Genomic DNA, 26,950 nt, shown 5'->3' with positions numbered 1-26,950 from the left:
TCGCGCGCAGACGCCGCCGCGGCCGGAGATCTCTCACCAGGCCGAAGGCTCCGATTCCACGGGTTCGACGTCGGCTTTTGCCGGTGCCTCCGTCCCGCCGAAAGGCAAGTGAATGCGCGCAGTGACCACCGGTGGCTCTCAGGTCCCGCCGACCGGAACAGGGTTCGACAATTCCTTCCCGCTGTCCTCGGCGCAGCGCGGAATGTGGTTTGCGCAACAACTCGCGCCTGACGTCGCTGTCTGTATCGCCCAATACGTGGATCTGCGCGGACCACTCGACATAGCGGTTCTCCAGGAGGCGTCGGCCCGCGCCGGGCACGAGTTCCAGTCGGCCTACCTACGCCTGGCCCAGATCGACGGGGAGCCGGTTCAGACGGTCGACCACGGCATAGATCAGTCGGTGCACTACCTGGATCTTCGCGGCGAAGACGATCCGATGGCGTCGGCGCTGGCATGGATAGACGAGAACTACGTCAAGCCGGTCGACATGGAGAACGATCCGCTCGTCGACAGCTGGATCCTTCAGGTCGAGGACGAACGCAACCTCTGGTACAGCAAGATCCACCACGTCGCCCTCGACGGCTACGGTGCCATGACACTGGTCCAGCGCACCGCCGCGCTCTACACCGCAGCGGTCGAGAATGTCGAACCCGAGCCGAACAAGGCAGCCGAACTTCGACGACTGTACGACCTCGATCAGGAGTACCGGACGTCCACTCGTTTCGAGACGGACAAGGAGTACTGGACATCGAGGGCCGCGGGCATCCACGACGGTGCCACGCTGTCCAACACACCCGGTCGTACCATCGCGGCCAGCAAGCTGCGCAGTGTCGCACTACCCGATGACGTCGTCACCGAACTCGAAGCGTCGGACTCGACGAAGGGTGGGACGGCCGCCGCGGTGTTCATCGCTGCATTCGGCTGTTACCTCTCGCGCATGACCGGGCGAGAAGACGTCCTGGTCAACATCCCCGTGTCCGCGCGCACCACGGCCCTCCTCCGTCGATCCGGCGGAATGTTGGTCAACGTCGCACCCATTCCGATGCGCGTCTCCGAGAAGGCCACCGTCGGTGAACTCGTACAGCAGGTACAGCTCGAGCTGATGGGTGCGTTGCGGCACCAGAGGTTCAGCATCGAAGATATCCGGCGCGAGTTGGCAGCCACGGGAAGCGACAAACAACTCGCCGGCCCGATGGTCAACATGATGCTGTTCCATCAGCAGATTCAGCTCGGCTCGATCGTCGGCGAATTCAACATCGTCACGTCCGGCCCGGTCGAGGACCTCCTCGTCAACGTTTACCAGAGTGGCACTCCTGCAAGAACATTCGTCGATTTCCGGGCAAACCCCAACCGCTACGACGACAACGACCTGACGACGCATCACTCCAGTTTCGTCGACATGGTCACCGAATTCATCGCGTCCGGCCCGGACGTGCCCGTCCTGCAAGTTCATCCGGACAGCGCCCTCGAAGGTCGCCGCCGCCGTCGCGCTGCGGCGCACGTAGCCCACTGGGTCGATCGACTGGCCGATGCACCGGACCTGCTCGCGCTGCCGACCGACCGCCCCCGGCCTTCGCGCATCGGGCATGTTCGCGCATCGCACGAGGTTGCCCTGGGGTCCGCAGCGTGGGATGCCGTGAGCCGACTCGCCGACGACAGCTCGACCACCCCGTTCGTCGTGCTCGAATCCGCTGTGGCCGTTCTTCTTTCGCGTCTCGCATCCACGGACGACGTCTCGATCGCAGTGCCCTCCGGCCGCGGCGAGACGGTTGTTCTGCGCACCCGCCCCGACGGCCGTCAGTCGTTCTCGGACTTCGTCGGCACCACCGCGGCAGAGTTCGTCGATGCGTCGGCCCACGCCGATGCCACCTTCGCCGAGATAGCCCGAGCACTCGGCTCGGCCGAAACCGGCTCGCACAACCCCCTCGCCCAGGTCGCGCTCCGCTTCGGGGAGTCTCCGCTGCCGCGCGACGGAATAGATTTCGATCTCGTCGTCACGGTTCACGAGTCCGAATCTCCGCATGTCGTCATCGATTACGCCACAGAACTGTTCGATGCCGGCAGTGTTGCTCAGATCGGTCGTCGTCTGGTGCGCATCGTCGACGCACTGACGAGTGACCCACAGCGTGCCGTCGGTGACGTGGAGTTGCTCTCTGCCGCCGAACGTGCGCGTCTCGCTCCGGTTCGTGGTCCGCGTTCTGTTGCGGGTGTGGTGTTGCCGGAGTTGTTGGCTGGTGCGGTCGGTGTTGCTGGTGTCGGTGGTGTTGCGGTGGTGTCGGGTTCTCGGGTGCTCTCGTATGGGGAGTTGGATGCGGCGTCGTCGCGTTTGGCGCGGGTGTTGATGTCGTGTGGTGTGGGTCCGGGGTCGTTCGTGGCGTTGGCGTTGTCGCGGTCGGTGGAGTCTGTGGTGGCGGTGTGGGCGGTGGCGAAGGCCGGTGGTGCGTTCTTGCCGGTGGATCCGAATTATCCGGTGGATCGGATCGAGCACATGTTGGTCGATTCCGGTGCTGTGGTGGGTGTGACGTTGGGTGCGCATCTGGATGCGGTTGCGGGTGTGGGTGGGGTGTCGTGGGTGGTGCTCGACGATGCCGATGTGGTGGCGGATCTGGCGTTCGCTTCGCCTGCTCCGGTGTTGGATGCCGAGCGTTCGGGTGTGTTGCGTCTCGATGATGCGGCGTATCTGATCTATACCTCGGGGTCCACTGGTGTGCCCAAGGGTGTGGTGGTCACTCATCGTGGTGTGGGGAACTTGGCTGCCGAGGAGCGGGTTCGGTTCGGTGTGGGGCCGTCGTCTCGGGTGTTGGCGTTCGCGTCGCCGAGTTTCGATGCGTCGATTCTCGAGTTCGTGTTGGCGTTCTCGGGTGGGGCGACGATGGTGATTGCGCCGGCGATGGTGTTCGGTGGGGTGGAGTTGGCGTCGTTGCTCGCCGAGGAGCGGGTCACGCATGCGTTCGTGACTCCTGCGGCGTTGGCGTCGGTGGATCCGGTGGGGTTGGATTCGGTGGAGGTCGTGGTCACCGGTGGTGATGTGTGTGCTCCGGAGTTGGTGGCGCGGTGGGCGCCGGGTCGGCGGATGTTCAATGCGTACGGTCCGACGGAGGCGACGATTTTCTCGTCGATTTCGTCGGCGTTGGTGGTGGGGGAGTCGGTCGATATCGGTTCGCCGACGATCGGTTTCGCGGAGGTGGTGTTGGATGCGCGGTTGAATCCGGTGCCCGTGGGTGTGGTGGGTGAGTTGTATCTGGCGGGTCCGGCGTTGGCTCGTGGGTATCACGCGCGGTCGGGGTTGTCGGCGGAGCGGTTCGTGGCCAATCCGTTCGGTGGTGCGGGTTCGCGGATGTATCGCACCGGTGATGTGGTGCGGTGGAATGCCTCGGGTGCGTTGGAGTATGTGGGGCGCAGCGATTTTCAGGTGAAGGTGCGTGGTTTCCGCATCGAGTTGGGTGAGATCGATTCGGTGTTGGCGGCTGTGTCGGGTGTCGATTTCGTGGTCACTGTCGGGCGTGAGTCCGCGGCGGGGTCGACGGTGTTGGTGTCGTATGTGTTGCCGGTGGCCGGTGCGTCGTTCGATGCCGGTGTGCTGCGTGATCATGCGGCGTCGGTGCTGCCTGCGCACATGGTGCCCTCGGCGTTCGTGATGTTGGAGTCGATCCCGTTGACTCCGGCCGGCAAACTCGACCGCAAAGCCCTCCCCGAACCCGAGCTCGGTTCTCAGAGCACCACGGAGTCGCCGGAAACCGAGTACGAGGCGGCTGTGGCTGCCGTGTTCTGCGACGTACTGGAGCTCGATCGTGTCGGCGTCACCGACAGCTTCTTCGATCTCGGCGGAAACTCCCTTGTCGCAACGCGTTTGATCGCCCGCGTCAACGCAGCTCTGGGTACGGATCTGCGGGTTCTCGATCTGTTCGAGGCATCGACGGTTCGCACCCTCGCCGACCGTGCGGAGTCGACGGGCGCATCGCTGCACCGTCGCCCGGCACTGGTTCCCGCCGATCGGCCGGAGTCCGTTCCGCTGTCGCTGGCGCAGCAACGTATGTGGTTCATCAATCAGTTCGATGCATCCTCGCCTGCGTACAACATTCCTCTACTCGTTCGCCTGTCGGGCCGGCTGGACGTCGATGCGATGTCCGCTGCCGTCGGCGACGTGCTGACTCGACACGAGTCGCTGCGCACGGTGTTCCCCACAGTGGGCGACCTGCCGAATCAGGTGATACTTCCGCCCGAGAAGGTCACCGGACCGAACCTTCCGCTCCGTGTCGTCGACGTGACTGCCGATGCCGTCGACGCGCTCGTGCGTACCTCCGCCACAACGGGATTCGACGTCACCGTCGATCTGCCTTTCCGGGCGGTTCTGTACCGCACCGGCCCGGAGAGCTTCGTGCTCTCGATCGTGGTCCATCACATCGCTGCCGACGGCGCCTCGATGGCACCGCTCGCCCGCGACGTCATGGTCGCCTACAGTGCTCGATCCGCGGGTTCGCAGCCGGCGTGGACGCCACTGCCGGTGCAGTACGCAGACTTCGCGCTGTGGCAGCACGAGGTGCTCGGCGACGAGAACGACCCCACGTCCGTGGCAGCACGCCAGATCGAATTCTGGAAGTCCGCGCTGACCGACCTTCCCGACGTACTACCGATGCCGCTCGACCGACCACGCCCCACCCGTCAGTCGATGCGCGGCAGCGTCACACCGTTCACCATTCCGGCCGATGTCGCAGCTTGCCTGTCTTCGGTTGCTGCCGAACACGAGTCGACTCTGTTCATGGTGGTGCACTCCGCTCTGGCCGTGCTCCTCGCGCGCCTGAGCGGTACCCAGGACATCGCCATCGGCACCCCGATCGCCGGCCGAGGGGACGCAGCACTCGATGATCTCGTCGGAATGTTCGTCGGAACCCTCGTTCTCCGCACGCAGGTCGAGCCACAGGCCAGCTTCGCCGAACTGCTCGCCGGCGCTCGTAGCTCCGACCTCGCGGCGTTCGACAACACCGACATTCCGTTCGAGCGGCTCGTGGACGTACTCGATCCCGCCAGGTCGACCGATCATTCACCCCTGTTCCAGGTGCTCCTCGAATTCCAGAACAACGCCACCGCCGTGCTCGAGCTGCCCGAACTCGTCGTCGAATTCGAGGAGATCGGTACCGACACTGCGAAATTCGATCTGCAGCTTCGCGTCGACCAGGAACCGGTCGACGAGTCCGGCGCGCTGTCGGCGTCGTTCACGTACGCAACGGATCTGTTCGATCCCGAGACCATCGACCGTTTCGTCGACCGGTTCCTGAGGATCGTCGCGACCATCGGCAGCTCGACGGACATTCGTACCGGCGACATCGACATTCTGTCCCCGGCCGAACGAGAACTCGTACTGTTCGAGTGGAACGACACTGCACGTCTCATCGAGGATCCGGTCCACCGACAGCTCCACACCGGGGCCGTCGACATGACTCTGAGCAGTCTGTTCGACCGTCAGGTGCTGCGTGGTCCGTACTCGACCGCCCTCGTCTTCGAGGACGAGCACATCACCTACCTGGAGCTGGATGAGCGCGCCAATCAGCTTGCACGGCATCTCATTTCACTGGGTGTAGGGCCCGAGTCCCACGTCGGGCTCGCGATCCGACGTTCGATCGATCTGCTCGTGGGTATGTACGCGATCGTCAAGGCCGGCGGTGCCTATGTACCGATCGACCCCGATCACCCGGTCGAGCGATCGTCCTACGTGCTGTCGAGCGCTCAGCCGGTGTGCATTCTCACCACGAGCCGCGATTGGATCGACATCGCGGTCGCCACTCCTGTTCTCGCGGTGGATCTTCTCGACGTCTCCGATCGCGACCGCTCCACGATCACCGACCAGGACCGCCTCGGAAGCCTGCACGGAGCCAACACCGCCTACGTGATCTACACCTCCGGCTCCACCGGCCGACCCAAGGGCGTCGCCGTCACGCATTCGGCCATCGTGAACCGACTGCTGTGGATGCAGGACGAGTACCACCTCGCGCCCGCCGACACGGTGTTGCAGAAGACCCCGGCCACGTTCGACGTATCGGTGTGGGAGTTCTTCTGGCCCCTACAGGTCGGTGCCAAGCTCGTCGTGGCGGAGCCCGACGGCCATCGCGACCCGGTGTACCTGTCGAAGATCATCGCGGCCGAACACATCACCACCGCGCACTTCGTGCCGTCGATGCTCGCGGTGTTCGCAGCCGGAGCTCGGGCTGCGGACTGTGTGTCACTACGGCTCGTCTTCTGCAGTGGCGAAGCACTTCCGCCCGCCACCGCCGCGCAGTTCGCGCAGTTCTCCCAGGCCGAGCTGCACAACCTCTACGGTCCTACCGAGGCCGCCGTCGACGTCAGCTACTACCACGTCACCGGCCACGACGGCGTGTCCATTCCCATCGGTTCGCCGGTCTGGAACACCCGTCTGTACGTGCTCGACGCGTCGCTTCGACCGGCCCCGATCGGTGCTCCCGGCGAGCTGTACCTGGCCGGAGTTCAGCTCGCTCGCGGCTATGTCGGCCGCGGCGATCTCACCGCCGATCGCTTCGTCGCCGATCCGTTCGGCGAGCCGGGTGAACGTCTCTACCGCACCGGCGACCTGGTTCGTTGGCGCGCCGACGGCGAACTCGAGTACATCGGCCGTACCGACTTCCAGGTGAAGCTGCGTGGTCTGCGTATCGAGCTTCCCGAGATCGAAGCGGTGCTGCTGCGCTCGGAGTCCGTCGCCCAGGCAATCGCTCTGGTGCACAAGGATCCGAACACCGGCGAGACGTTGGTGGCCTACGTGGTCTCCGCGTCCGGTCACGCGGTCGACTCGGCCGAGGTGATCGCCGAAGCCGGACGCCGGCTGCCGGGGTACATGGTGCCCTCGCATGTGGTCGTACTCGACTCACTTCCTCTCAATGCCAGCGGCAAGCTCGACCGAAAGGCACTGCCGGCCCCCGAGTTCACCGTTGCTGCGTCCGAATTCGTCGGACCGGAGAATCCGGTCGAAGAGATCGTCGCGGGCGTCTTCGCGGATCTGCTCGGCGTCGCACAGGTCAGCGCGACCTCGAGCTTCTTCGAGATCGGCGGCAACTCGCTGATCGCGATGCGCCTCGTCGCACGCGTCAATGCCGCCCTCGGAACCGACATCGGCATCCGAGATCTGTTCGATTCACCGACTGTTCGATCGCTGTCCGCGGGCATCGACGTCAGCACACAGGACTCCGCACCGACGCCTCGGTTGGTGCCACAGGAACGACCCGCGGTGGTGCCGCTGTCTCTGGCACAGCAGCGGATGTGGTTCATCAATCAGTACGACACCGAGTCGGCTGCCTACAACGTCGCGTTCGCGATGCGCCTGAGCGGCATCCTCGACGTCGACGCGATGCGCTCGGCAATAGCCGACGTGCTCACACGCCACGAGTCTCTTCGAACGATGTTCCCGCTCACCGACGACGGCCCCGTGCAGTCCGTCCTCGACGTGGCATCGGCCGTTCCGGACCTGACTCCGGTTCCCGCAGAGGACGACCGGCAGGTCGCCGAGCTCATCGGCGCCGTCGCCGGTGCCGGCTTCGACGTCGTGGCCGATGTTCCGTTGCGCGTGCGCCTGATCCGTCAGGGCGAGAACGAACACGTACTCGTCATGGTGGTCCATCACATCTCCTCCGACGGCTTCTCCAGCGCGCCGCTCGCCCGCGACCTGATGGTGGCGTACAGCGCCCGAGCTGCAGGTCATGCGCCGAGCCAGGAACCGTTGCCGGTGCAGTACGCCGACTACGCGCTGTGGCAGCGTCGATTCCTCGGCGAGGAATCCGATCCCGACTCCCTGATGGCGAAGCAGGTGACGTACTGGGTCGACGCGTTGGCGGGTAGCCCGGAAGTGCTGCCGTTGCCGACCGATCGTCCGCGTCCGGCAGTGGCGTCCCTGCGCGGCGACACCGTCTCGTTCGCGATCGATCCCGCAGTGCATGCTCGGCTCGTCGCCGTTGCTGCGCAGCACAATTCGAGCTCGTTCATGATCGTGCACGCCGCTCTGGCCGTGCTGCTGGCACGGCTGTCCGGTACCGAGGACATTTCGGTCGGCACACCGATCTCCGGTCGAGGCGATGCCGCACTCGACGAGCTCGTCGGTATGTTCGTCAACACGCTCGTCCTCCGCACCCAGGTGCCCGGGTCGACTCCGTTCGAGGATCTGTTGGCGGATGTGCGCACCGTCGACCTGGCTGCCTTCACCCACGCGGACGTGCCGTTCGAGCGGGTCGTCGACGCAGTCGACCCCGCCAGGTCCACCGCTCACGCCCCGTTGTTCCAGGTGATGCTCGAGTTCCAGCACACCGATCGACCGACGGTGACCTTGCCCGGGCTGTCGATCGAGGGCATCGAACTGCCCAACGACATCTCCAACTTCGACCTGCAGCTCACGGTCTCCGAGGAGTTCGACGCTTCCGGGAACCCGGTCGGCATCGAAGCCAGCTTCCGTTACGCCACAGAGCTGTTCGATGCCGACACCGTGCGTGTCATGTCCGATCGTCTGGTGCGGATCCTCGACGCTGTGACGGCCATGCCGTCCGTTCGCGTCGGCGACATCGACATCCTCTCGAGCGACGAGTACTCAGCGTTGGCTCCGGTTCGTGGTCCGCGTTCTGTTGCGGGTGTGGTGTTGCCGGAGTTGTTGGCTGGTGCGGTCGGTGTTGCTGGTGTCGGTGGTGTTGCGGTGGTGTCGGGTTCTCGGGTGCTCTCGTATGGGGAGTTGGATGCGGCGTCGTCGCGTTTGGCGCGGGTGTTGATGTCGTGTGGTGTGGGTCCGGGGTCGTTCGTGGCGTTGGCGTTGTCGCGGTCGGTGGAGTCTGTGGTGGCGGTGTGGGCGGTGGCGAAGGCCGGTGGTGCGTTCTTGCCGGTGGATCCGAATTATCCGGTGGATCGGATCGAGCACATGTTGGTCGATTCCGGTGCTGTGGTGGGTGTGACGTTGGGTGCGCATCTGGATGCGGTTGCGGGTGTGGGTGGGGTGTCGTGGGTGGTGCTCGACGATGCCGATGTGGTGGCGGATCTGGCGTTCGCTTCGCCTGCTCCGGTGTTGGATGCCGAGCGTTCGGGTGTGTTGCGTCTCGATGATGCGGCGTATCTGATCTATACCTCGGGGTCCACTGGTGTGCCCAAGGGTGTGGTGGTCACTCATCGTGGTGTGGGGAACTTGGCTGCCGAGGAGCGGGTTCGGTTCGGTGTGGGGCCGTCGTCTCGGGTGTTGGCGTTCGCGTCGCCGAGTTTCGATGCGTCGATTCTCGAGTTCGTGTTGGCGTTCTCGGGTGGGGCGACGATGGTGATTGCGCCGGCGATGGTGTTCGGTGGGGTGGAGTTGGCGTCGTTGCTCGCCGAGGAGCGGGTCACGCATGCGTTCGTGACTCCTGCGGCGTTGGCGTCGGTGGATCCGGTGGGGTTGGATTCGGTGGAGGTCGTGGTCACCGGTGGTGATGTGTGTGCTCCGGAGTTGGTGGCGCGGTGGGCGCCGGGTCGGCGGATGTTCAATGCGTACGGTCCGACGGAGGCGACGATTTTCTCGTCGATTTCGTCGGCGTTGGTGGTGGGGGAGTCGGTCGATATCGGTTCGCCGACGATCGGTTTCGCGGAGGTGGTGTTGGATGCGCGGTTGAATCCGGTGCCCGTGGGTGTGGTGGGTGAGTTGTATCTGGCGGGTCCGGCGTTGGCTCGTGGGTATCACGCGCGGTCGGGGTTGTCGGCGGAGCGGTTCGTGGCCAATCCGTTCGGTGGTGCGGGTTCGCGGATGTATCGCACCGGTGATGTGGTGCGGTGGAATGCCTCGGGTGCGTTGGAGTATGTGGGGCGCAGCGATTTTCAGGTGAAGGTGCGTGGTTTCCGCATCGAGTTGGGTGAGATCGATTCGGTGTTGGCGGCTGTGTCGGGTGTCGATTTCGTGGTCACTGTCGGGCGTGAGTCCGCGGCGGGGTCGACGGTGTTGGTGTCGTATGTGTTGCCGGTGGCCGGTGCGTCGTTCGATGCCGGTGTGCTGCGTGATCATGCGGCGTCGGTGCTGCCTGCGCACATGGTGCCCTCGGCGTTCGTGATGTTGGAGTCGATCCCGTTGACTCCGGCCGGCAAACTCGACCGCAAAGCCCTCCCCGAACCCGACTGGTCCGCTCAGGTCACCTCGGGACGCGACGCCGACAATGCCGTCGAGAAGACGCTCGCCGGTCTGTTCGCCGAGGTGCTCCGCCTCGATCGCGTCGGAGTCGACGACTCCTTCTTCGCGCTCGGCGGAGACAGCATCATGTCGATTCAGCTCGTCTCCCGCGCGAAAGCGGCAGGGCTGGCTCTGTCGCCGCGAGATGTGTTCGAGCACAAGACCGTTGCCGCACTGGCCGAGGTCGTCGCCGCCGGCGACGGGACCGTTCCGCTCGTGCTCGACGAGCTGCCCGGGGGTGGCGTCGGAGACGTCCCGCTCACCCCGATCGTGCACTGGATGCTCGACCGCACGTCGGTACTCGACAAGCACACACAGACTGCCGTGCTGACACTGCCGTCCGATATCGAGCTCGACGTTCTCGAAGCAACCGTTCAGACCGTCCTCGATCACCACGACATGCTCCGTGCAGTTCTGCACCGCGCCGGAGAGCCGTCGATGGAGGTGCTCCCGATCGGTTCCGTGACGGCGCAGTCCGTCGTCCGCCGGGTGGAGTCGAACAGTGTTCGGGGACCGGAGTTCTCGGATCAGGCCAGGTCGGAAGCCGCTGCAGCAGTGGATCGTCTGGCACCCGATGCCGGTGTCATGATTCAGATGGTCTGGTTCGACGCCGGCTCCGAAGGCAGCCGACTGCTCGTCGTCGCGCACCACCTCGTGATCGACGGCGTCTCGTGGCGAATTCTCGTGCCCGACCTCGCGTCGGCGTGGGCTCAGATCATCGGCGGCAGCACACCGGAACTGGCCCCGGTCGGTACCTCGATGCGTCGTTGGGCGCACGGCCTGCGTGAGGTCACCGCAACGCGTTCGGACGAGCTCGCAGTATGGCGCGACGCGCTCGCCGATCCCGATCCGCTCATCGGTTCACGCGCACTCGACCGCGAGATCGACGTCTATCGAACGGTGGTCAAGGTCGAGGTCACTCTGTCGACCGATGTCACCGAGGGCCTGTTGACGGCTCTGCCCGAGGCGTTCCACGGCAGCGTCAACGACGGTCTACTGGCCGCTCTGGCCCTGGCGACAGCCGTGTGGCGACGAAACCGCGGTGTCGTCGTGTCCGACGCACTGATCTCTCTCGAGGGCCACGGCCGTGAGGACCATGTGGTTCCGGGAGCCGATCTCAGCCGCACCATCGGTTGGTTCACCACCATCTACCCACTTCGACTGACGCTCGACGGGATCGACCTCGACGACGCTCTCGCCGGCGGGGACGCGGCAGCAGCGCTGGTCAAGTCCGTCAAGGAGCAGCTGCTCGCCGTTGCCGATCACGGCATCGGGTACGGCATGCTCCGCTACCTGGACGAGGAGGCCGGTGCGACACTGCGTGACTTCCCGGCACCCCAGGTCAGTTTCAACTACCTCGGTCGATACAGCACCGACGTTCCGGACGAGCTCCGCGGACACGGGTGGCTGCCGGTCGACGACTCCGGCGTCGGCGATTCTCAGGACGAGGACCTGCCGGTCGCCGCTGCGCTCGACATCAACGCGGTCACCACGGCGACACCGACCGGGCCTCGGTTGGAGGCGACCTTCGCATTCCCGACGGGCGTGCTCGACGCCGACGAGGTCACCGAACTCGCCCAGTTGTGGAAGCAGGCTCTCACCGCGCTGACGCAGCTCGCTCAGCGGCCGGGGACCGGCGGGTTCACGCCGTCCGATCTCGATCTGGTGAGCCTCGACCAGAAGTCCATCGACGATCTCGAGCGGGTGTACCCGACTCTCGACGACATCTGGTCGATGACGCCTCTGCAGGCCGGTTTGCTCTTCCATGCCGAACTGTCGGATCAGTCCGTCGATGCCTACATCGTCCAGCTGGTGCTCGACCTCCGCGGGGACGTCGACGAGGCTCGCTTCCGCCGCGCTGCCCAGGCTCTACTGCGGCGCCACGCGAACCTGCGCACGGCGTTCGTCCACAACAACGACGGCGAATCCATCCAGATCGTGCATCACGACGTCGATGTGCCGTGGACCTCGGTCGATCTGTCGTCGCTGAGCGTCGACGATCGCGCAGCCGAGCTCGAGCGAATCGAACACGACGACCGCGCAACGCGATTCAACATGGCACAGGCGCCGTTGTTGCGCTTCATGCTCGTGACGCTGGCCCCGGGCGAGTGGCGTCTGGTGATGACCAACCACCACATCCTGCTCGACGGATGGTCGACGCCGCTGCTCCTCAAGGACCTCCTCACGCTCTACGTCGTGGACGGCGACGACGCCGTTCTTCCGCGCGTACCTACGTACCGCGACTACCTGTCGTGGTTGTCGCGGCGTGATCACTCGGCAGCTCGTGCGGCATGGACGGAAGCCCTCGCGGGTCTCGCCGAACCCACCCTGCTGACGCCGGTCGAGAGCCGTCGCCAGGAGTCGACATTGGCCGGCCGCGCGTTGGTTTCCCTGGACATCGAGCAGACCGAACGACTGCGCAGTCTCGCCCGGGCACGCGGCATCACGATGAACTCGATGGTGCAGGCTTCGTGGGCGATGGTGCTGGGCACGTTGACCGGTCGCACGGACGTAGTGTTCGGTGCCACCGTCTCGGGACGTCCGCCGGAGGTCTCGGATATCGAGTCCATGGTCGGTCTGTTCATCAACACGCTGCCGGTGCGCATCGTGCTGGATCCAGCCGAAACACTCGGCCAGTACCTCGATCGGGTGCAGGCCGAACAGGCTTCGCTGCTCGATCACCACTACCTGGGCCTGACCGATATCCAGCGTGCCGTCGGTCCCGCGGTCGCGTTCGACACGCTCACCGTGTTCGAGTCGTATCCGATGGACCGCGCGGGACTGTCGGCCGAGACCGATCTCGCCGGCATGCGGGTGCACGACGTGCACGACGGCAGCGACACCGCCCAGTATCCGCTGACCCTGGTCGCGATGGTCGACGACCGATTGCACATCGAAGCCAAGTACCTGCCCGAGCTGTTCGAGCACAGTGTCGTCGTCGCCACCGTCGATCGAATCGTGCGTGTTCTCGAGGCGATCGCGACCGACACCGACCAACGGGTCGCATCGCTGTCGCTGCTGTCCTCGGAGGAATCGAACAGGCTGGCCCCGGTACGTGGTCCCGCTTCCACGACCGAGCGCCTCCTGCCGGACATCCTCACCGATGCTGCTGCCCGCAACCCCGGTGGTACGGCAGTGTGGAGCGCAGGTCGGACACTGACCTACACCGAATTGGACACTCGGTCGTCTGCGCTCGCGCGTGCGTTGATCGCCCGCGGAGCAGGTCCGGAAACCGTTGTGGCACTTGCTTTGCCGCGCTCCATCGAATCGGTTCTCGCAATCTGGGCCGTGGCCAAGACCGGTGCGGCCTTCCTGCCGATCGATCCGAGTTACCCCCGTGATCGAGTCGAGCACATGCTGGTCGACTCCGGCGCGTCCATCGGCGTCACGTCGACCGAACACGTCGGTGCCGTCGAGGGTCTGGGCTCGGCTGCGTGGTCCGTCCTCGACCACGACGACACTCGCCGCGATCTCGCGAACCGTTCGACCGCACCGGTTCTCGACTCCGACCGCACTCGACCGGTACACATCGGTCAGGTCGCGTACTTGATCTACACCTCCGGCTCCACCGGAGTTCCCAAGGGCGTCACCGTCACTCATCGCGGCCTGGCCAACCTGGCCGAGGAAGAACGGTCTCGCTTCGAGGTGACTCCGAACGCTCGGGTTCTCGCGTTCGCGTCACCGAGCTTCGATGCATCCATTCTCGAGCTGGCCATGGTGATCTCGGGTGCCGCCACGATGGTGATCGCACCCACCTCCGTCTACGGCGGCGTGGAGCTCGGCGAGCTCCTTGCGCAGCAGCACGTCACGCATGCGTTCGTGACTCCCGCGGCCCTCGCCTCGGTGGACCCCGACGGTCTGACCGAACTGAGCGTCGTTGCAACCGGTGGCGACGTGTGTCCGCCCGAGCTCGTCGCACGGTGGGCACCGGGACGGCGCATGTTCAATGCGTACGGCCCCACGGAGGCCACCATCTTCTCCTCCGTCAGTGACCAGCTGCACGTGGGCTCGCCCATCGATATCGGCTCGCCGACAATCGGTTTCGGCGAGGTAGTGCTGGATTCGCGTCTGCATCCGGTACCGGTCGGTGTCGCAGGAGAGCTCTACCTCGCCGGCCCCGCCCTGGCGCGTGGCTACCATTCGCGATTCGGTCTGACGGCAGAGCGGTTCGTCGCGAACCCGTTCGGCGAGCCCGGCGAGCGTATGTACCGAACCGGCGACGTCGTGCGGTGGACCGAGTCGGGAACCCTCGAGTACGTCGGACGCAGCGACTTCCAGGTCAAGGTGCGCGGTTTCCGTATCGAGCTCGGCGAGATCGACGCGGTGCTGACCGATGATCCGACAGTCGAATTCGCTACGACGATCGGTGTCGACGGACCTGCCGGAAACACGATCCTGGTCGCCTACGTTCTTCCGCGGCCCGGCCACGAAATCGATGTGACGACGCTGCGCACTCGGGCGTCGAGTTCGCTTCCGACACACATGATTCCGACGGCGTTCGTCGCCCTGGAGTCGATCCCACTCACGCCCGCGGGCAAGCTCGATCGACAGGCGCTGCCCGCCCCGGATCTGCACCTCGGCAGCGACTCGCGCGCTCCTCGCAACGAGACCGAGCGAATCATCGCCGACATCTTCGGCGAGGTTCTCGGCGTGGGCAGCGTCGGCATCGACTCGAGCTTCTTCGATCTCGGTGGGGACTCGCTGAGCGCCACCCGCCTCACCGCTCGGGTGAATGCAGCCCTCGACACCGCTGTCAGCGTTCGTGCGTTGTTCGAGGCACCCACGGTCGAGTCGTTGGCGGTGCGAGTGCACAGCAACCCGGCCGGTGCCGCGCGCCGTCCGGCGCTCACTGCGAAGCCTCGCCCGAGCTCGATTCCGTTGTCGATGGCTCAGCAGAGAATGTGGTTCATCAACCAGTTCGACGTCGACTCGGCCGCCTACAACATCCCGCTCGCGGTTCGATTGACAGGCCGTCTCGACATCGAGGCAATGAACGCTGCGATCGGTGACGTGCTGGCGCGGCACGAGTCGCTGCGCACCGTGTTCCCCTCGCACGGCGATCGGCCCGAGCAGCACATTCTCGGCACCGACGCGGCGACGACCGATCTGCAGGTCGTCGACGTCGATGCCACCGAGATCGTCACCGCGATCTCGTCCGCTGCCGCCCGCGGATTCGACGTGTCGAAGGACCTGCCCTTCCGGGCCGTTCTGTACCGGACGGCACCCGAGGATTTCGTGCTGTCGATCATCGTGCATCACATTGCCGCCGACGGCGCGTCCATGGCACCGCTAGCCCGAGATGTCATGGTGGCGTACGGGTCTCGCGTGTCGGGGTCAGCCCCGATGTGGGCGCCGCTCGACGTTCAGTACGCCGATTTCGCGATGTGGCAACGCTCGGTTCTCGGCGACGAGTCCGACCCGAGCTCGGTGGCAGCACAGCAGCTGGGGTTCTGGAAGTCCACTCTCGCGGATCTACCCGAGCTGCTGCCGCTTCCGCTCGACCATCCTCGCCCGGCACGGCAATCGATGCGCGGCAACAGTGTTCGGTTCGAGATCGAGCCAGACGTCCACGCAGGCCTGGTGGACCTCGCCCGCGCGAACGACGCGACCGTGTTCATGGCCATGCATGCAGCATGGTCGATCCTCATGGCTCGCCTCAGCGGGACCGAGGACATCGCAGTCGGCACGCCCATCGCCGGGCGTGGCGACGCGGCGCTCGACGATTTGGTCGGCATGTTCGTCGGGACTCTGGTTCTGCGCACCGAGGTAGCGCCCGATCTCTCGTTCACCGAGCTGCTCCGCCGGACCCGTACCGCGGACCTGGCGGCGTTCGACAACACCGACGTGCCGTTCGAGCGTCTCGTCGACGTCCTCGATCCGGCGCGTTCCACCGATCACTCGCCGTTGTTCCAGGTACTGCTCGAATTCCAGAACAACACCTCGGCGGCACTGGAGCTACCCGAACTCACCGTCGAGGCCGTCGACATCGACGCCCACGTCGCGAAGTTCGACCTCCAGCTGACCGTCGCGGAACGGTTCGACGACTCCGGTGCTCCGGCGGGTATGACCGCTGCGATCACCTACGCGGTCGACCTGTTCGACGAGATCTCCGTGGACGAGTTCTCGACTCGATTCGGTGCCGTCCTCGCCGGCGTGACCGCCGATCCCGATCGTGCTGTCGGCGACATCGACATCCTGTTGCCGGGTGAACTCGACGCCATGGCCCGGCAGTGGAACCACGACGGCCACACGGCGACCGATGCGACACTGGCCGACCGCTTCGCCGCTGCCGCTGCGCAGTTCCCCGAAGCACAGGCAGTCGTGTTCGGCGATCGCTCGCTGACCTACGCCGAGCTGGACGACCGCTCGAACCGACTTGCGCGAGTCCTCGTGGCTCGGGGTGTGACGTCGGAGTCCCTGGTGGCGGTTGCGATGCCGCGCACCGAGGAGCTGATCATTGCTCTGCTGGCGGTCGTCAAATCCGGCGGCGGCTACCTCCCGATCGACGTCGGCTATCCGGCCGACCGGCTCGCCTTCATGCTCGACGACGCGTCACCGATCTGTGTGATCTCCACCGTCGCCGACAGTGCATCGGTGCCTGCTTCCGATGTCGAAATGCTGCTGCTCGATGCACCCGAAGCGGTCGCCGAGCTGGCAAGCGTGTCCGGAGCCCCGCTGACCGACGCCGACCGCATCGGCACCACCGATGCCGATTCGATCGCCTACGTCATCTACACCTCGGGTAGTACCGGACGTCCCAAGGGTGTGCAGATCGCGCACCGTAACGTGGCGACGCTGTTCGCGAACACCACGGATCTGTTCCACTTCGACGACCGCGACGTGTGGACCATGTTCCACTCCTACGCGTTCGACTTCTCGGTGTGGGAACTATGGGGACCACTGCTGCACGGCGGCACTCTCGTGGTCGTCGACTACTACACCGCACGCTCGCCGGAACTGTTCCGCGAGTTGCTGATTCGTGAGAAGGTCACGGTTCTCAACCAGACACCGACGGCGTTCTACCAGTTCGCCGAAGCCGATCGTGTGGCAACCGCGGCCGGTGGATCCGCCGACGGATCGGACGCACTGTCGCTGCGGTACGTCATCTTCGGTGGAGAAGCACTCGATCTCGGGCAGCTCGGTCGCTGGTACGCACGGCACGAGGAGACCTCGCCGACCCTGGTCAACATGTACGGCATCACCGAGACGACGGTCCACGTGAGCCACCTGGCTCTGACCGAGCAGTTCGCGGCGTCCGCTTCGGCCAGCGTCATCGGCCAGGCGATCCCGGCGCTGCGTGTCGCCGTTCTCGACACCCGCCTCAATCCTGTTCCGCCCGGCGTCGTCGGGGAGATGTACGTGTCCGGGGCACAGCTCTCTCGCGGATACCTCGGCCGAGCAGGGCTGTCCGCAACGCGTTTCGTTGCCGACCCCTCCGGCGATGCGGGTGCGCGTATGTACCGCACCGGTGACACCGCCAGGTGGAATCGCGATGGGGCTCTCGAATACCTGGGTCGAAGCGACATGCAGGTCCAGTTGCACGGCTTCCGTATCGAACTGGGCGAAATCGAAAGCGCGCTACTGGCATTCGACGGGGTAGCGGCTTCCGTGGTCGCCGTCCGCGACGACGGTTTCGGTGATCGCCTGATCGGCTACGTCGTGGCCGAGGCCGGTCGCGCGCTCGACCATGCGGCCGTTCTCGACTTCGTGGGCAACTCGTTGACCTCGTACATGGTGCCCGCAGCGTTGATCGTCCTGGACGAGCTGCCGCTGACCGCCAACGGCAAACTCGATCGCCGCGCACTCCCGGCACCGGACTTCTCGGCAAACGTCACCGAAAGTCGTTTGCCCGCAACCGAAGTCGAGTCGATCTTGGCCGGTCTGTTCGCGGACGTTCTCGGGCTCGATACCGTCGGCGTCGACGATTCGTTCTTCGCACTCGGCGGCGACAGCATCATGTCGATCCAGCTGGTCTCGCGCGCCAAGGCCGCCGGGCTGGTGCTGGCTCCCCGCGACATCTTCGAGCGCAAGACCGTGGCCGCTCTCGCCGAGGTCGCTGTTCTCGGCGGCGACGCCGTGGTGCTCGAGGAACTCGACGGTGGGGGAGTCGGCCCGATGCCGCTCACCCCGGTCGTGCGGTGGATGTTGGACCGCAGCACCATATTCGGCCGTTACACACAAACAGCGCTGCTTCAGCTTCCGGTCGGCATCGAGCGCGAGACGCTCGAACGCACGGTGGCAGCGGTGCTCGATCGTCACGACATGCTGCGTGCGCGCCTCTACCAGGACGCGGACGGGGAGTGGCACGAGGAAGTGTCTCCGGTCGGAACAGTCTCGGCTGCGAGCGTCCTTCACGCGGTCTCGGTCGAATCCGTCGACGGCCCCGAATTCTCCGTCGTCGCCGCGGCCGAGCTCGACGCCGCTGCCGATCGTCTGGTTCCGGCCGACGGCGTCATGGTGCAGATGGTGTGGTTCCAGAGCCCCAATGGCTCGGGTCGACTGCTCGTGGTCGCCCACCACCTCGTGATCGACGGCGTGTCCTGGCGCATTCTGGTCCCCGACCTCGCGACGGCATGGAGTCGGATCGTCGCCGGCCAGGAGCCTGACCTGGCTCCGATCGGTACCTCGATGCGTCGGTGGTCCACCGGACTCACCGAGGTCACGGCCGCCCGAACCGACGAGCTCGGACTGTGGCGTCGGATCCTCGACGGAGCCGACCCGACAATCGGTTCTCGCCCGCTCGACAAGAGAATCGACGTCGACGCCACCGTGCAGCGTGTCCGCACGTCCCTGCCGGTCGAGGTCACCGAGCGCCTGTTGACCACTGTCCCGGACGTGTTCCGCGGCAGCGTCAACGACGGCCTGCTGGCCGGTTTGGCTCTGGCCCTGACGGCGTGGCGTCGCGAACGCGGCGATGCGGTGCGGGACGCTCTCGTGACTCTCGAGGGCCACGGCCGCGAGGACGCGGTGGTGCCCGGTGCCGATCTCGGTCGGACCGTCGGCTGGTTCACCACCATCTTCCCCGTGCGTCTCGATCTCGGGTCGCTCGACGTCGCCGACGCTCTGGCAGGCGGCGCGTCGGCCGGTGCCCTGGTCAAGACCATCAAGGAACAGCTGCTCGAGATCCCCGATCACGGCATCGGCTACGGCATGCTGCGGTACCTCGATTCCGCTGCAGCCGAGGCTCTGTCCGGCTTCGCCGCACCACAGGTCAGCTTCAACTACCTCGGCCGGTTCTCCACCGGATCCACCGAAGGCATGGACGACGTGGGTTGGATCCCGGTGGCCGACGCAGAGCTCGGCGACGCGCAGAATCCGGACATGCCGGTGCCTGCGGCGCTGGACATCAACGCTGTCACCACCTCGACCCCCGACGGCCCGCAGCTCGACGCGACGTTCGCCTTCCCCGCGGGCGTTCTCGACGCCGACGAGGTCGGCAGGTTGATCGAACTGTGGACGCAGGCCCTCACCTCGATCACCGAACACGCCTCGGCCGACGGTGCGGGCGGCTTCACGCCGTCGGATCTCGAGCTGGTCGACATCGATCAGACATCCATCGATGCTCTGGAAGAGCAGTTCCCGAATCTCGACGACGTGTGGTCGTTGTCGCCTCTGCAGGCCGGCTTGCTGTTCCACGCTCGCCTGGCCGGCGAGATCGGCAGTGCCGGTTCGGGTGTCGACGCGTACATGGTTCAGCTGGGGCTCGAGCTCCGGGGAACTGTCGATGCGACGCGGATGCATGCTGCCGTCGACAAACTGGTCTCTCGCCATCCCAACCTGCGAGCAGCGTTCGTACACAACAGCAACGGTGAGTCACTGCAGATCGTGCAGAGTTCGGTCACTGTTCCGTGGTCCGAGATCGATCTCCGGGGGGAGCCCGATGTCGAGGTGGCCCTCGAGGCAGTTCTCGAGGCCGACCGTGCGGTGCGCTTCGAGATGGACCGGGCACCGCTGCTGCGGTTCACGCTGATCACCCTGGCCGACGATCACTGGCGTCTGCTGCTGACCAACCACCACATCCTGTTGGACGGTTGGTCGACGCCGCTGGTCGTCAAGGAACTCATCACGCTCTACGTCACCGAGTCCGACGACTCGATGCTGCCGCGCATTCCTGCCTACCGGGACTACCTGGCGTGGATGCGCCAACGCGACGTGGCGATCTCCACCGCGCAATGGGTCAGTGCCATGGCCGGCGTGGAAGAACCCACGCTGTTGGTCACCGACGATCGTGGCCGGCAACTGTCCACCGTGTCGCAGGAGACCGAGCGGTCGTTGTCGGTCGAGACCACCGCGGCACTGCGTGACTTCGCTGCTCGCCGTGGATCGACCCTCAACACCCTCGTCCAGACCGCATGGGGCGTCGTGCTGGCCACCCTCACCGCACGCGAGGACGTCGTGTTCGGTGCGACGGTGTCGGGTCGTCCGCCGGAGGTTCCGGGTATCGAGGGCATGATCGGGCTGTTCATCAACACCCTGCCCGTCCGTGTCACGCTCGACCGGAGCGAAACGCTGGGTGCACTGGTCGATCGGGTTCAGGCCGAGCAGGCATCGCTGTTGGATCACCACTACCTCGGCCTGACCGATATCCAACGCGCAGCGGGTGCAGGCGTGGCTTTCGACACCTTGACGGTGTTCGAGTCGTACCCCGTCGACCGGGCGGGCGCTTCTGCGGCAACCGATTTCGCCGGTATGCAGGTCACCGACATTCTCGGAACCGATGCAGCGCACTACCCGCTGACTCTGGTCTCGTCGGTCGACGAACGCCTGAACCTGAAGGCTAAGTACCTGCCGGAACTGTTCGACGTCGATGCCGTGCACGCCATCGTCGATCGCGTCGAGCGTGTCCTCGACGCCGTGCTCGAGGACGAACAGCAGCCACTGGGACGGCTGCGACTCCTCGGTGACGCCGAGTTCGCCTCGCTGGCACCGGTGTTCGGACCCGATGGACGCTCGGCCCGGCTGCTGCCGGAGATCTTCTCCGACGCTGCCGCGGTGAACCCGGACGCCATCGCACTGCGCAGCACCGACGGCGAAATGACGTACCGGGAGTTGGACCGTCGGTCCAACCGACTCGCTCGAATTCTGCTGGGCCACGGCGTGCGCACCGAGACCTTCGTGGCACTCGGCATCGCACGATCGATCGAATCGGTGCTGACGGTCTGGGCCGTCGCAAAATCCGGCGCGGCATTCGTACCGGTGGATCCCAACTACCCGGCCGATCGCATCGAGCACATGTTGGCCGACTCCGGTGCCACGTTCGGCGTCACCACCCGCGCCCATCTCGACGACCTGCCGTCGACCGTGCCTTGGATCGTCCTCGACGATCTGGCGACGGACGGCCCGAACGCAGTGAGCGACGAGCCGATCGACGCCACCGAGCGGAACGGACGCATCGCCTTCGAGAGCGCGGCGTACACCATCTACACCTCGGGTTCGACGGGTGTGCCCAAGGGTGTCGTCGTCACGCACTCCGGTCTCGACAACTTCGCAACCGAGCAGCGCGAGCGATACCGAATCACCAAAGACTCACGCACACTGCACGTCTCGTCCCCGAGCTTCGATGCATCCGTGCTCGAGTACCTACTCGCCTTCGGCGTCGGCGCGACGATGATCATCGTGCCGCCCACCGTGTACGGCGGCGACGAACTCGCGGCACTGTTGGCAGCGGAGTCGGTCACCCACGGCTTCATCACCCCGTCGGCTCTGGCGTCGGTCGACCCGAGCGGGCTCGACACGTTCGCCGACGTCGTCGTCGGCGGCGAGGCCGTACCGGCCGAGTTGGTCGCGAAGTGGGCCCCGGGCCGGAATCTCTACAACGGTTACGGTCCGACCGAGGCCACGATCATGTCCAACATCAGCACGCCGATGACTGCAGGTGACACCGTCTCGATCGGTGGTCCTGTTCGCGGCGTGTACGAGGTGGTGCTCGATTCACGGCTGCAGCCGGTTCCTGTCGGCGTGGCAGGTGAGCTCTATCTCGCGGGTGTCGGACTCGCCCGCGGTTACCACGATCGATTGGGCCTGACGGCGGAGCGATTCGTCGCCGACCCGTTCGGTGCACCCGGCGCGCGGATGTACCGCACCGGAGACGTGGTGCGGTGGTCGCCCGATCTGACGATCGAATACGTCGGTCGAAGTGATTCGCAGGTCAAGGTTCGCGGCTTCCGCATCGAACTCGGCGAGATCGACGCGGCGCTCGCATCGCATCCGTCCGTGGACTTCGCCGCGACCTTCGGCACTCCGGGTCCGTCGGGAGCGACCGTCCTGGTGTCGTACGTACGAACCACCGAGGGCGCGGCGGACGCGTTCGATACCGGTGTCCTGCGTGACCACCTGGCCGGCATGTTGCCGTCGCACATGGTTCCCGCAGCCATCGTCGTGCTCGACGCCATTCCGCTCACACCGGTCGGAAAACTCGATCGGTCCGCGTTGCCGGTGCCCGAGTTCGGGTCGGCGACGTCGTACCGCGAGCCGAGCACGCCGGCAGAGCTCACCGTGGCCGCTGTGTTCGCCGAGATTCTCGACGTCGATCGGGTCGGGGCCGACGACAGCTTCTTCGAGCTCGGTGGAGACTCGCTCAGCGCCACCCGTGTCATCGCTCGCGTCAATGCCGAACTCGGCACCACGATCGGCGTGCGCACGATCTTCGAGATGCCGACTGTCGCCGGATTGGCGAGCGCGGTCGGCGCAACGTCCACACGGGCGCAGCGTCCGAATCTCGTTGCGACACAGCGTCCTGATCACATCCCGCTGTCTCTCGCACAGCAACGCATGTGGTTCATCAACCAGTTCGACACCACCTCGGCGGCGTACAACGTGCCACTGGTCGTCAAGTTGACCGGGCAGCTCGATACTGCGGCCCTCGCCGCGGCAGTCGTCGACGTCCTCGAGCGGCACGAATCGCTGCGGACGACGTTCCCGGACGGATCGGACTTCCCGGTCCAGCTCGTACATCCGGCCGTCGAGGTAGCTCCGGTGGTCGAGCCGGAATCGATCGATGCCGGTGTGCTGACCGACCGGGTGGCGCACCTGGCGGGTCGCGGATTCGACGTGACCACCGAGATTCCGGTGCACGTCGAGCTGTTCCACGTCGTCGGTGCCGATACCGATGCCGAGCCCGTCTTCGTACTGGCGATGGTGGTGCATCACATCGCGGCCGACGGAGCCTCGATGGCACCGCTGGCACGAGACGTGGTGCTCGCGTACTCGGCGCGCACCACGGGAGCAGCGCCGGGCTGGGAGCCCTTGCCGGTGCAGTACGCCGACTACACGCTGTGGCAGCGTTCGTTGCTCGGCGACGAGAAGGACGAGTCGAGCGTGGCCGCGGCCCAGCTCGAGTACTGGTCGACGGCGCTCGCAGGTCTACCCGATCTGCTGCCGTTGCCCACCGATCGCCCGCGGCCCACCACGCAGGATTTCCGGGGTGGCCGGGTTCGCTTCACCGTCGACGCCGAGATCCATCGGGCACTCGTCGAGATCACCCGCGAGCAGAACGTCAGTATGTTCATGGTGTTGCACGCCGCGTTCGCGGTGGTGCTGGCGCGCCTGAGCGGTACCGACGACATCGCGATCACCACTCCGGTGGCAGGGCGCGGCGACGCGGCACTGGACGATCTCGTCGGCATGTTCGTCAACACCTTGGTGTTGCGCAGCCGGATCGACGACTCCACCTCGTTCGTGGATCTGCTCGCGCAGGTGAAAGCACACGACCTCGACGCCTTCGATCACACCGAGATGCCGTTCGAGCGCATCGTCGAGGTGCTCAATCCCACGCGATCGACGGCGTATGCACCGCTGTCGCAGGTGGCGTTGTCGTTCCAGAACAACGAGAAGGCGTCCCTCGAGCTACCGGATCTGCGCGTGGAGGGCTTCGACTTCGACGTTCCCGTGGCCAAGCAGGATCTGCAACTCCTGGTGTCCGAGACCTTCGACGACGACGGGCGACCGACCGGATTCGAGGCAGCGTTCGATTACGCCACCTCGCTGTTCGACGCGTCCACCGTCGATGCGATCGCGGCGCGACTGGTTCGCGTACTCGACGCCGTCGGCAACGATCGACTCACCGCGGTGGGGGATATCGACATTCTCGGTGCCGACGAGAAGCAGGCTCTGGCACCGGCTCGCGGGTCCGCCGACGTCGCGTTGCGAACGTGGCCGGAAATGCTCGCCGCCTCGGTGGCGCTCGACCCGTACGCGGTCGCCGTCACGTATCGGGGCGTGAGCCTGTCCTACGCCGACCTCGACAGTTGGTCGAACCGAATCGCGCGAATGCTCATCGACTACGGCGTCGGACCGGAAACGTTCGTCGCCTTGGCACTGCCTCGGTCCATCGAGTCGGTTCTGTCGGTGTGGGCGGTCGCCAAGACCGGTGCGGCATTCTTGCCGGTCGACCCGAACTACCCGGCCGACCGCATTGCGCACATGCTCGAAGATTCGCGTGCGGCAATGGGATTGACCGACGTCGACAGTCGGCAGTCGCTGCCCGACACCGTGCCGTGGCTCGTCCTGGACGATCCCGAGACATCATCGGAGCTTTCGCGCTATCCCGTGGCCGCAGTCACCGATGCCGAGCGCACCGCGACGCTGCACCTCGACCACCCGGCGTACCTGATCTACACCTCGGGTTCGACCGGTCGCCCGAAGGGCGTCGCAGTGCGGCACCGGGGCCTGGCCAACCTGCAGGCCGAGGTGATCGATCGATTCCGTCCCACCCGGGATTCGCGGGTGTCGCACATCGCCTCGCCGAGTTTCGACGCCTCGGTGTACGAGCTCACGATGGCGTTCGGCGTCGGCGCCACCGTGGTGATCGTGCCGCCGGGAACGTTCGGTGGCAGCGAACTGGCCGACCTGCTCGAATCGGAACATGTCACACACGCGTTCCTGACTCCGGCGGCGTTGTCCTCGATCGACGAGACGCGTTTGGGCACGGTCCGCGTCCTCGCCGTCGGCGGCGAGGCCTGCACTCCGGAGCTGGTGGCGAAGTGGGCACCGGGCCGCAAGATGTTCAACGGCTACGGTCCGACCGAGACGACCATTCAGGCGAGTGTCGGCGGTCCGTTGATGCCAGGCGGCACGGTGGACGTCGGCCGGCCGGGTACCGGATTCCGGTTCCTCGTGCTCGACGCACGTCTGCGGCCGGTCCCGGCCGGGGTGTCGGGCGAGCTGTACATCGCAGGCCCCGGTACGGCACGCGGTTACCTGCGACGGTTCGGGCTCACGTCCGAACGCTTCGTCGCAGACCCGTTCGGTACCGCCGGTGAGCGGATGTACCGAACCGGTGACGTCGTGCGCTGGGGGAGTACCGGTGTGCTCGAGTTCGTCGGACGCAGCGACTTCCAGGTCAAGGTCCGCGGATTCCGTATCGAGCTCGGCGAGATCGACTCCGCGCTCACCGATCACGACGAGGTCGGCTTCGCGGCGACCATCGGTCACAGTGCGGCGTCGGGAGACACGGTTCTCGTGTCCTACGTCCTGCCGGCCGAGGGTGCATCGGTGGACGTCGAGGCATTGCGCGACAGTGTCGCGACCGTTCTTCCGCGCCACATGGTCCCGTCGACGATCATCGAACTCGCCGACATCCCACTCACTCCGGTGGGCAAGCTGGATCGACGCGCGCTCCCGGTGCCGGAACTGACGGTGTCGACGACGCCGTATCGGGCACCGAGTACGGATCTCGAAGCAGCCATCGCCGACGCGTTCGCCGAGGTGTTGGGTGTCGAACGAGTCGGCATGGACGACAACTTCTTCGAGCTCGGTGGCACGTCGCTGGTGGCAACCAAGATCGGCCCGGCCATCGAGAACGCGGTCGGAGTTCGCGTCCCGCTGCAGGCGTTGTTCGTCGATCCGACCCCGGCAGGGCTCGCGGCTCGGGTCGCGTCGGACGTCGATTCGTCCGGTGCGCAACTGGATTCGGTGTTCGGAGTGGTCATCCCACTGCGCAGCACAGGCTCCAAGGAACCGCTGTTCTGCGTCCATCCCGGAATCGGGTTGTCGTGGGGCTATGCGGGCCTGGTGTCCCAGATCGGTGACGACCGTCCCGTGTACGGCCTGCAGTTGCCCAGCATCGTGGAAGGCACGCCGTTCGGCTCGATTCGAGACCTCGCGCACCGGTACGCCGACGAGATTCGGGCTGTCCAGCCGGTCGGTCCGTACCACCTGCTCGGGTGGTCGCTCGGTGGTTCGCTCGCCCATGCGATCGCCGTGGAACTACGCAGCACCGGCAGCGAAGTGCAGACTCTCGCGTTGCTGGACAGCTACGTCGACGGCCATGACGAGACGGCCGACGGTGAGCTGAGCGTCGAGAACCTGCTCGCGGGTCTGGGGCTGGATCTGACTGCTCAGGCGTCGTCCGAGCCGTTGACCTACGAACGTGGTGTCGAACTGCTCGACGAATCCCTGGGGCAGACCACCGGTGTCACGGCGGATCATTTGCGCAGAATCAATGCAGGATTCGAGAACTCGACGCGAATCATGGCCGAGTTCATCCCGGACGTGTTCGACGGAAATGTTCTGTTCTTTTCTGCAACGAAAGGCGCGAGTGACGGAATTGTTCGGTCACCACAGGAATGGCGACCGTACGTGTCAGGAGATATCGTCATCCACGGTGTGGACGTTTTCCACAACGAAATGACCAATCCCGATGCTGTCTCGGTGATCGGTCCGGTTGTCGACGCACATCTGGGCAATACATATCCATAACGTTTGCGAGTGTTCTTCCGTGAAAGAGCACTCGCTCGAATACCATCGGCTTTCGATACTCGAGTGGTCGAATGGGAATCACTA

General features: G+C 65.6%; 1 protein-coding gene. It reads left to right on the top strand.

What is annotated here, in order from left to right; translation table 11 throughout:
• The first annotated feature begins 112 nt into the window (after nt 1–112).
• Nucleotides 113–26,866, top strand: coding sequence for a non-ribosomal peptide synthase/polyketide synthase (locus CH268_RS16690; RefSeq protein WP_176457969.1), 26,754 nt, complete (start codon nt 113–115; stop codon nt 26,864–26,866).
• The last annotated feature ends 84 nt before the right edge of the window (nt 26,867–26,950 follow it).

The organism is Rhodococcus sp. 06-1460-1B (assembly GCF_002258475.1).
GTDB classification, from domain to species: domain Bacteria; phylum Actinomycetota; class Actinomycetes; order Mycobacteriales; family Mycobacteriaceae; genus Rhodococcoides; species Rhodococcoides fascians.
The sequence above is the reverse complement of the archived record's forward strand: the minus strand, read 5'-3'. Positions and strand labels throughout refer to the sequence as shown.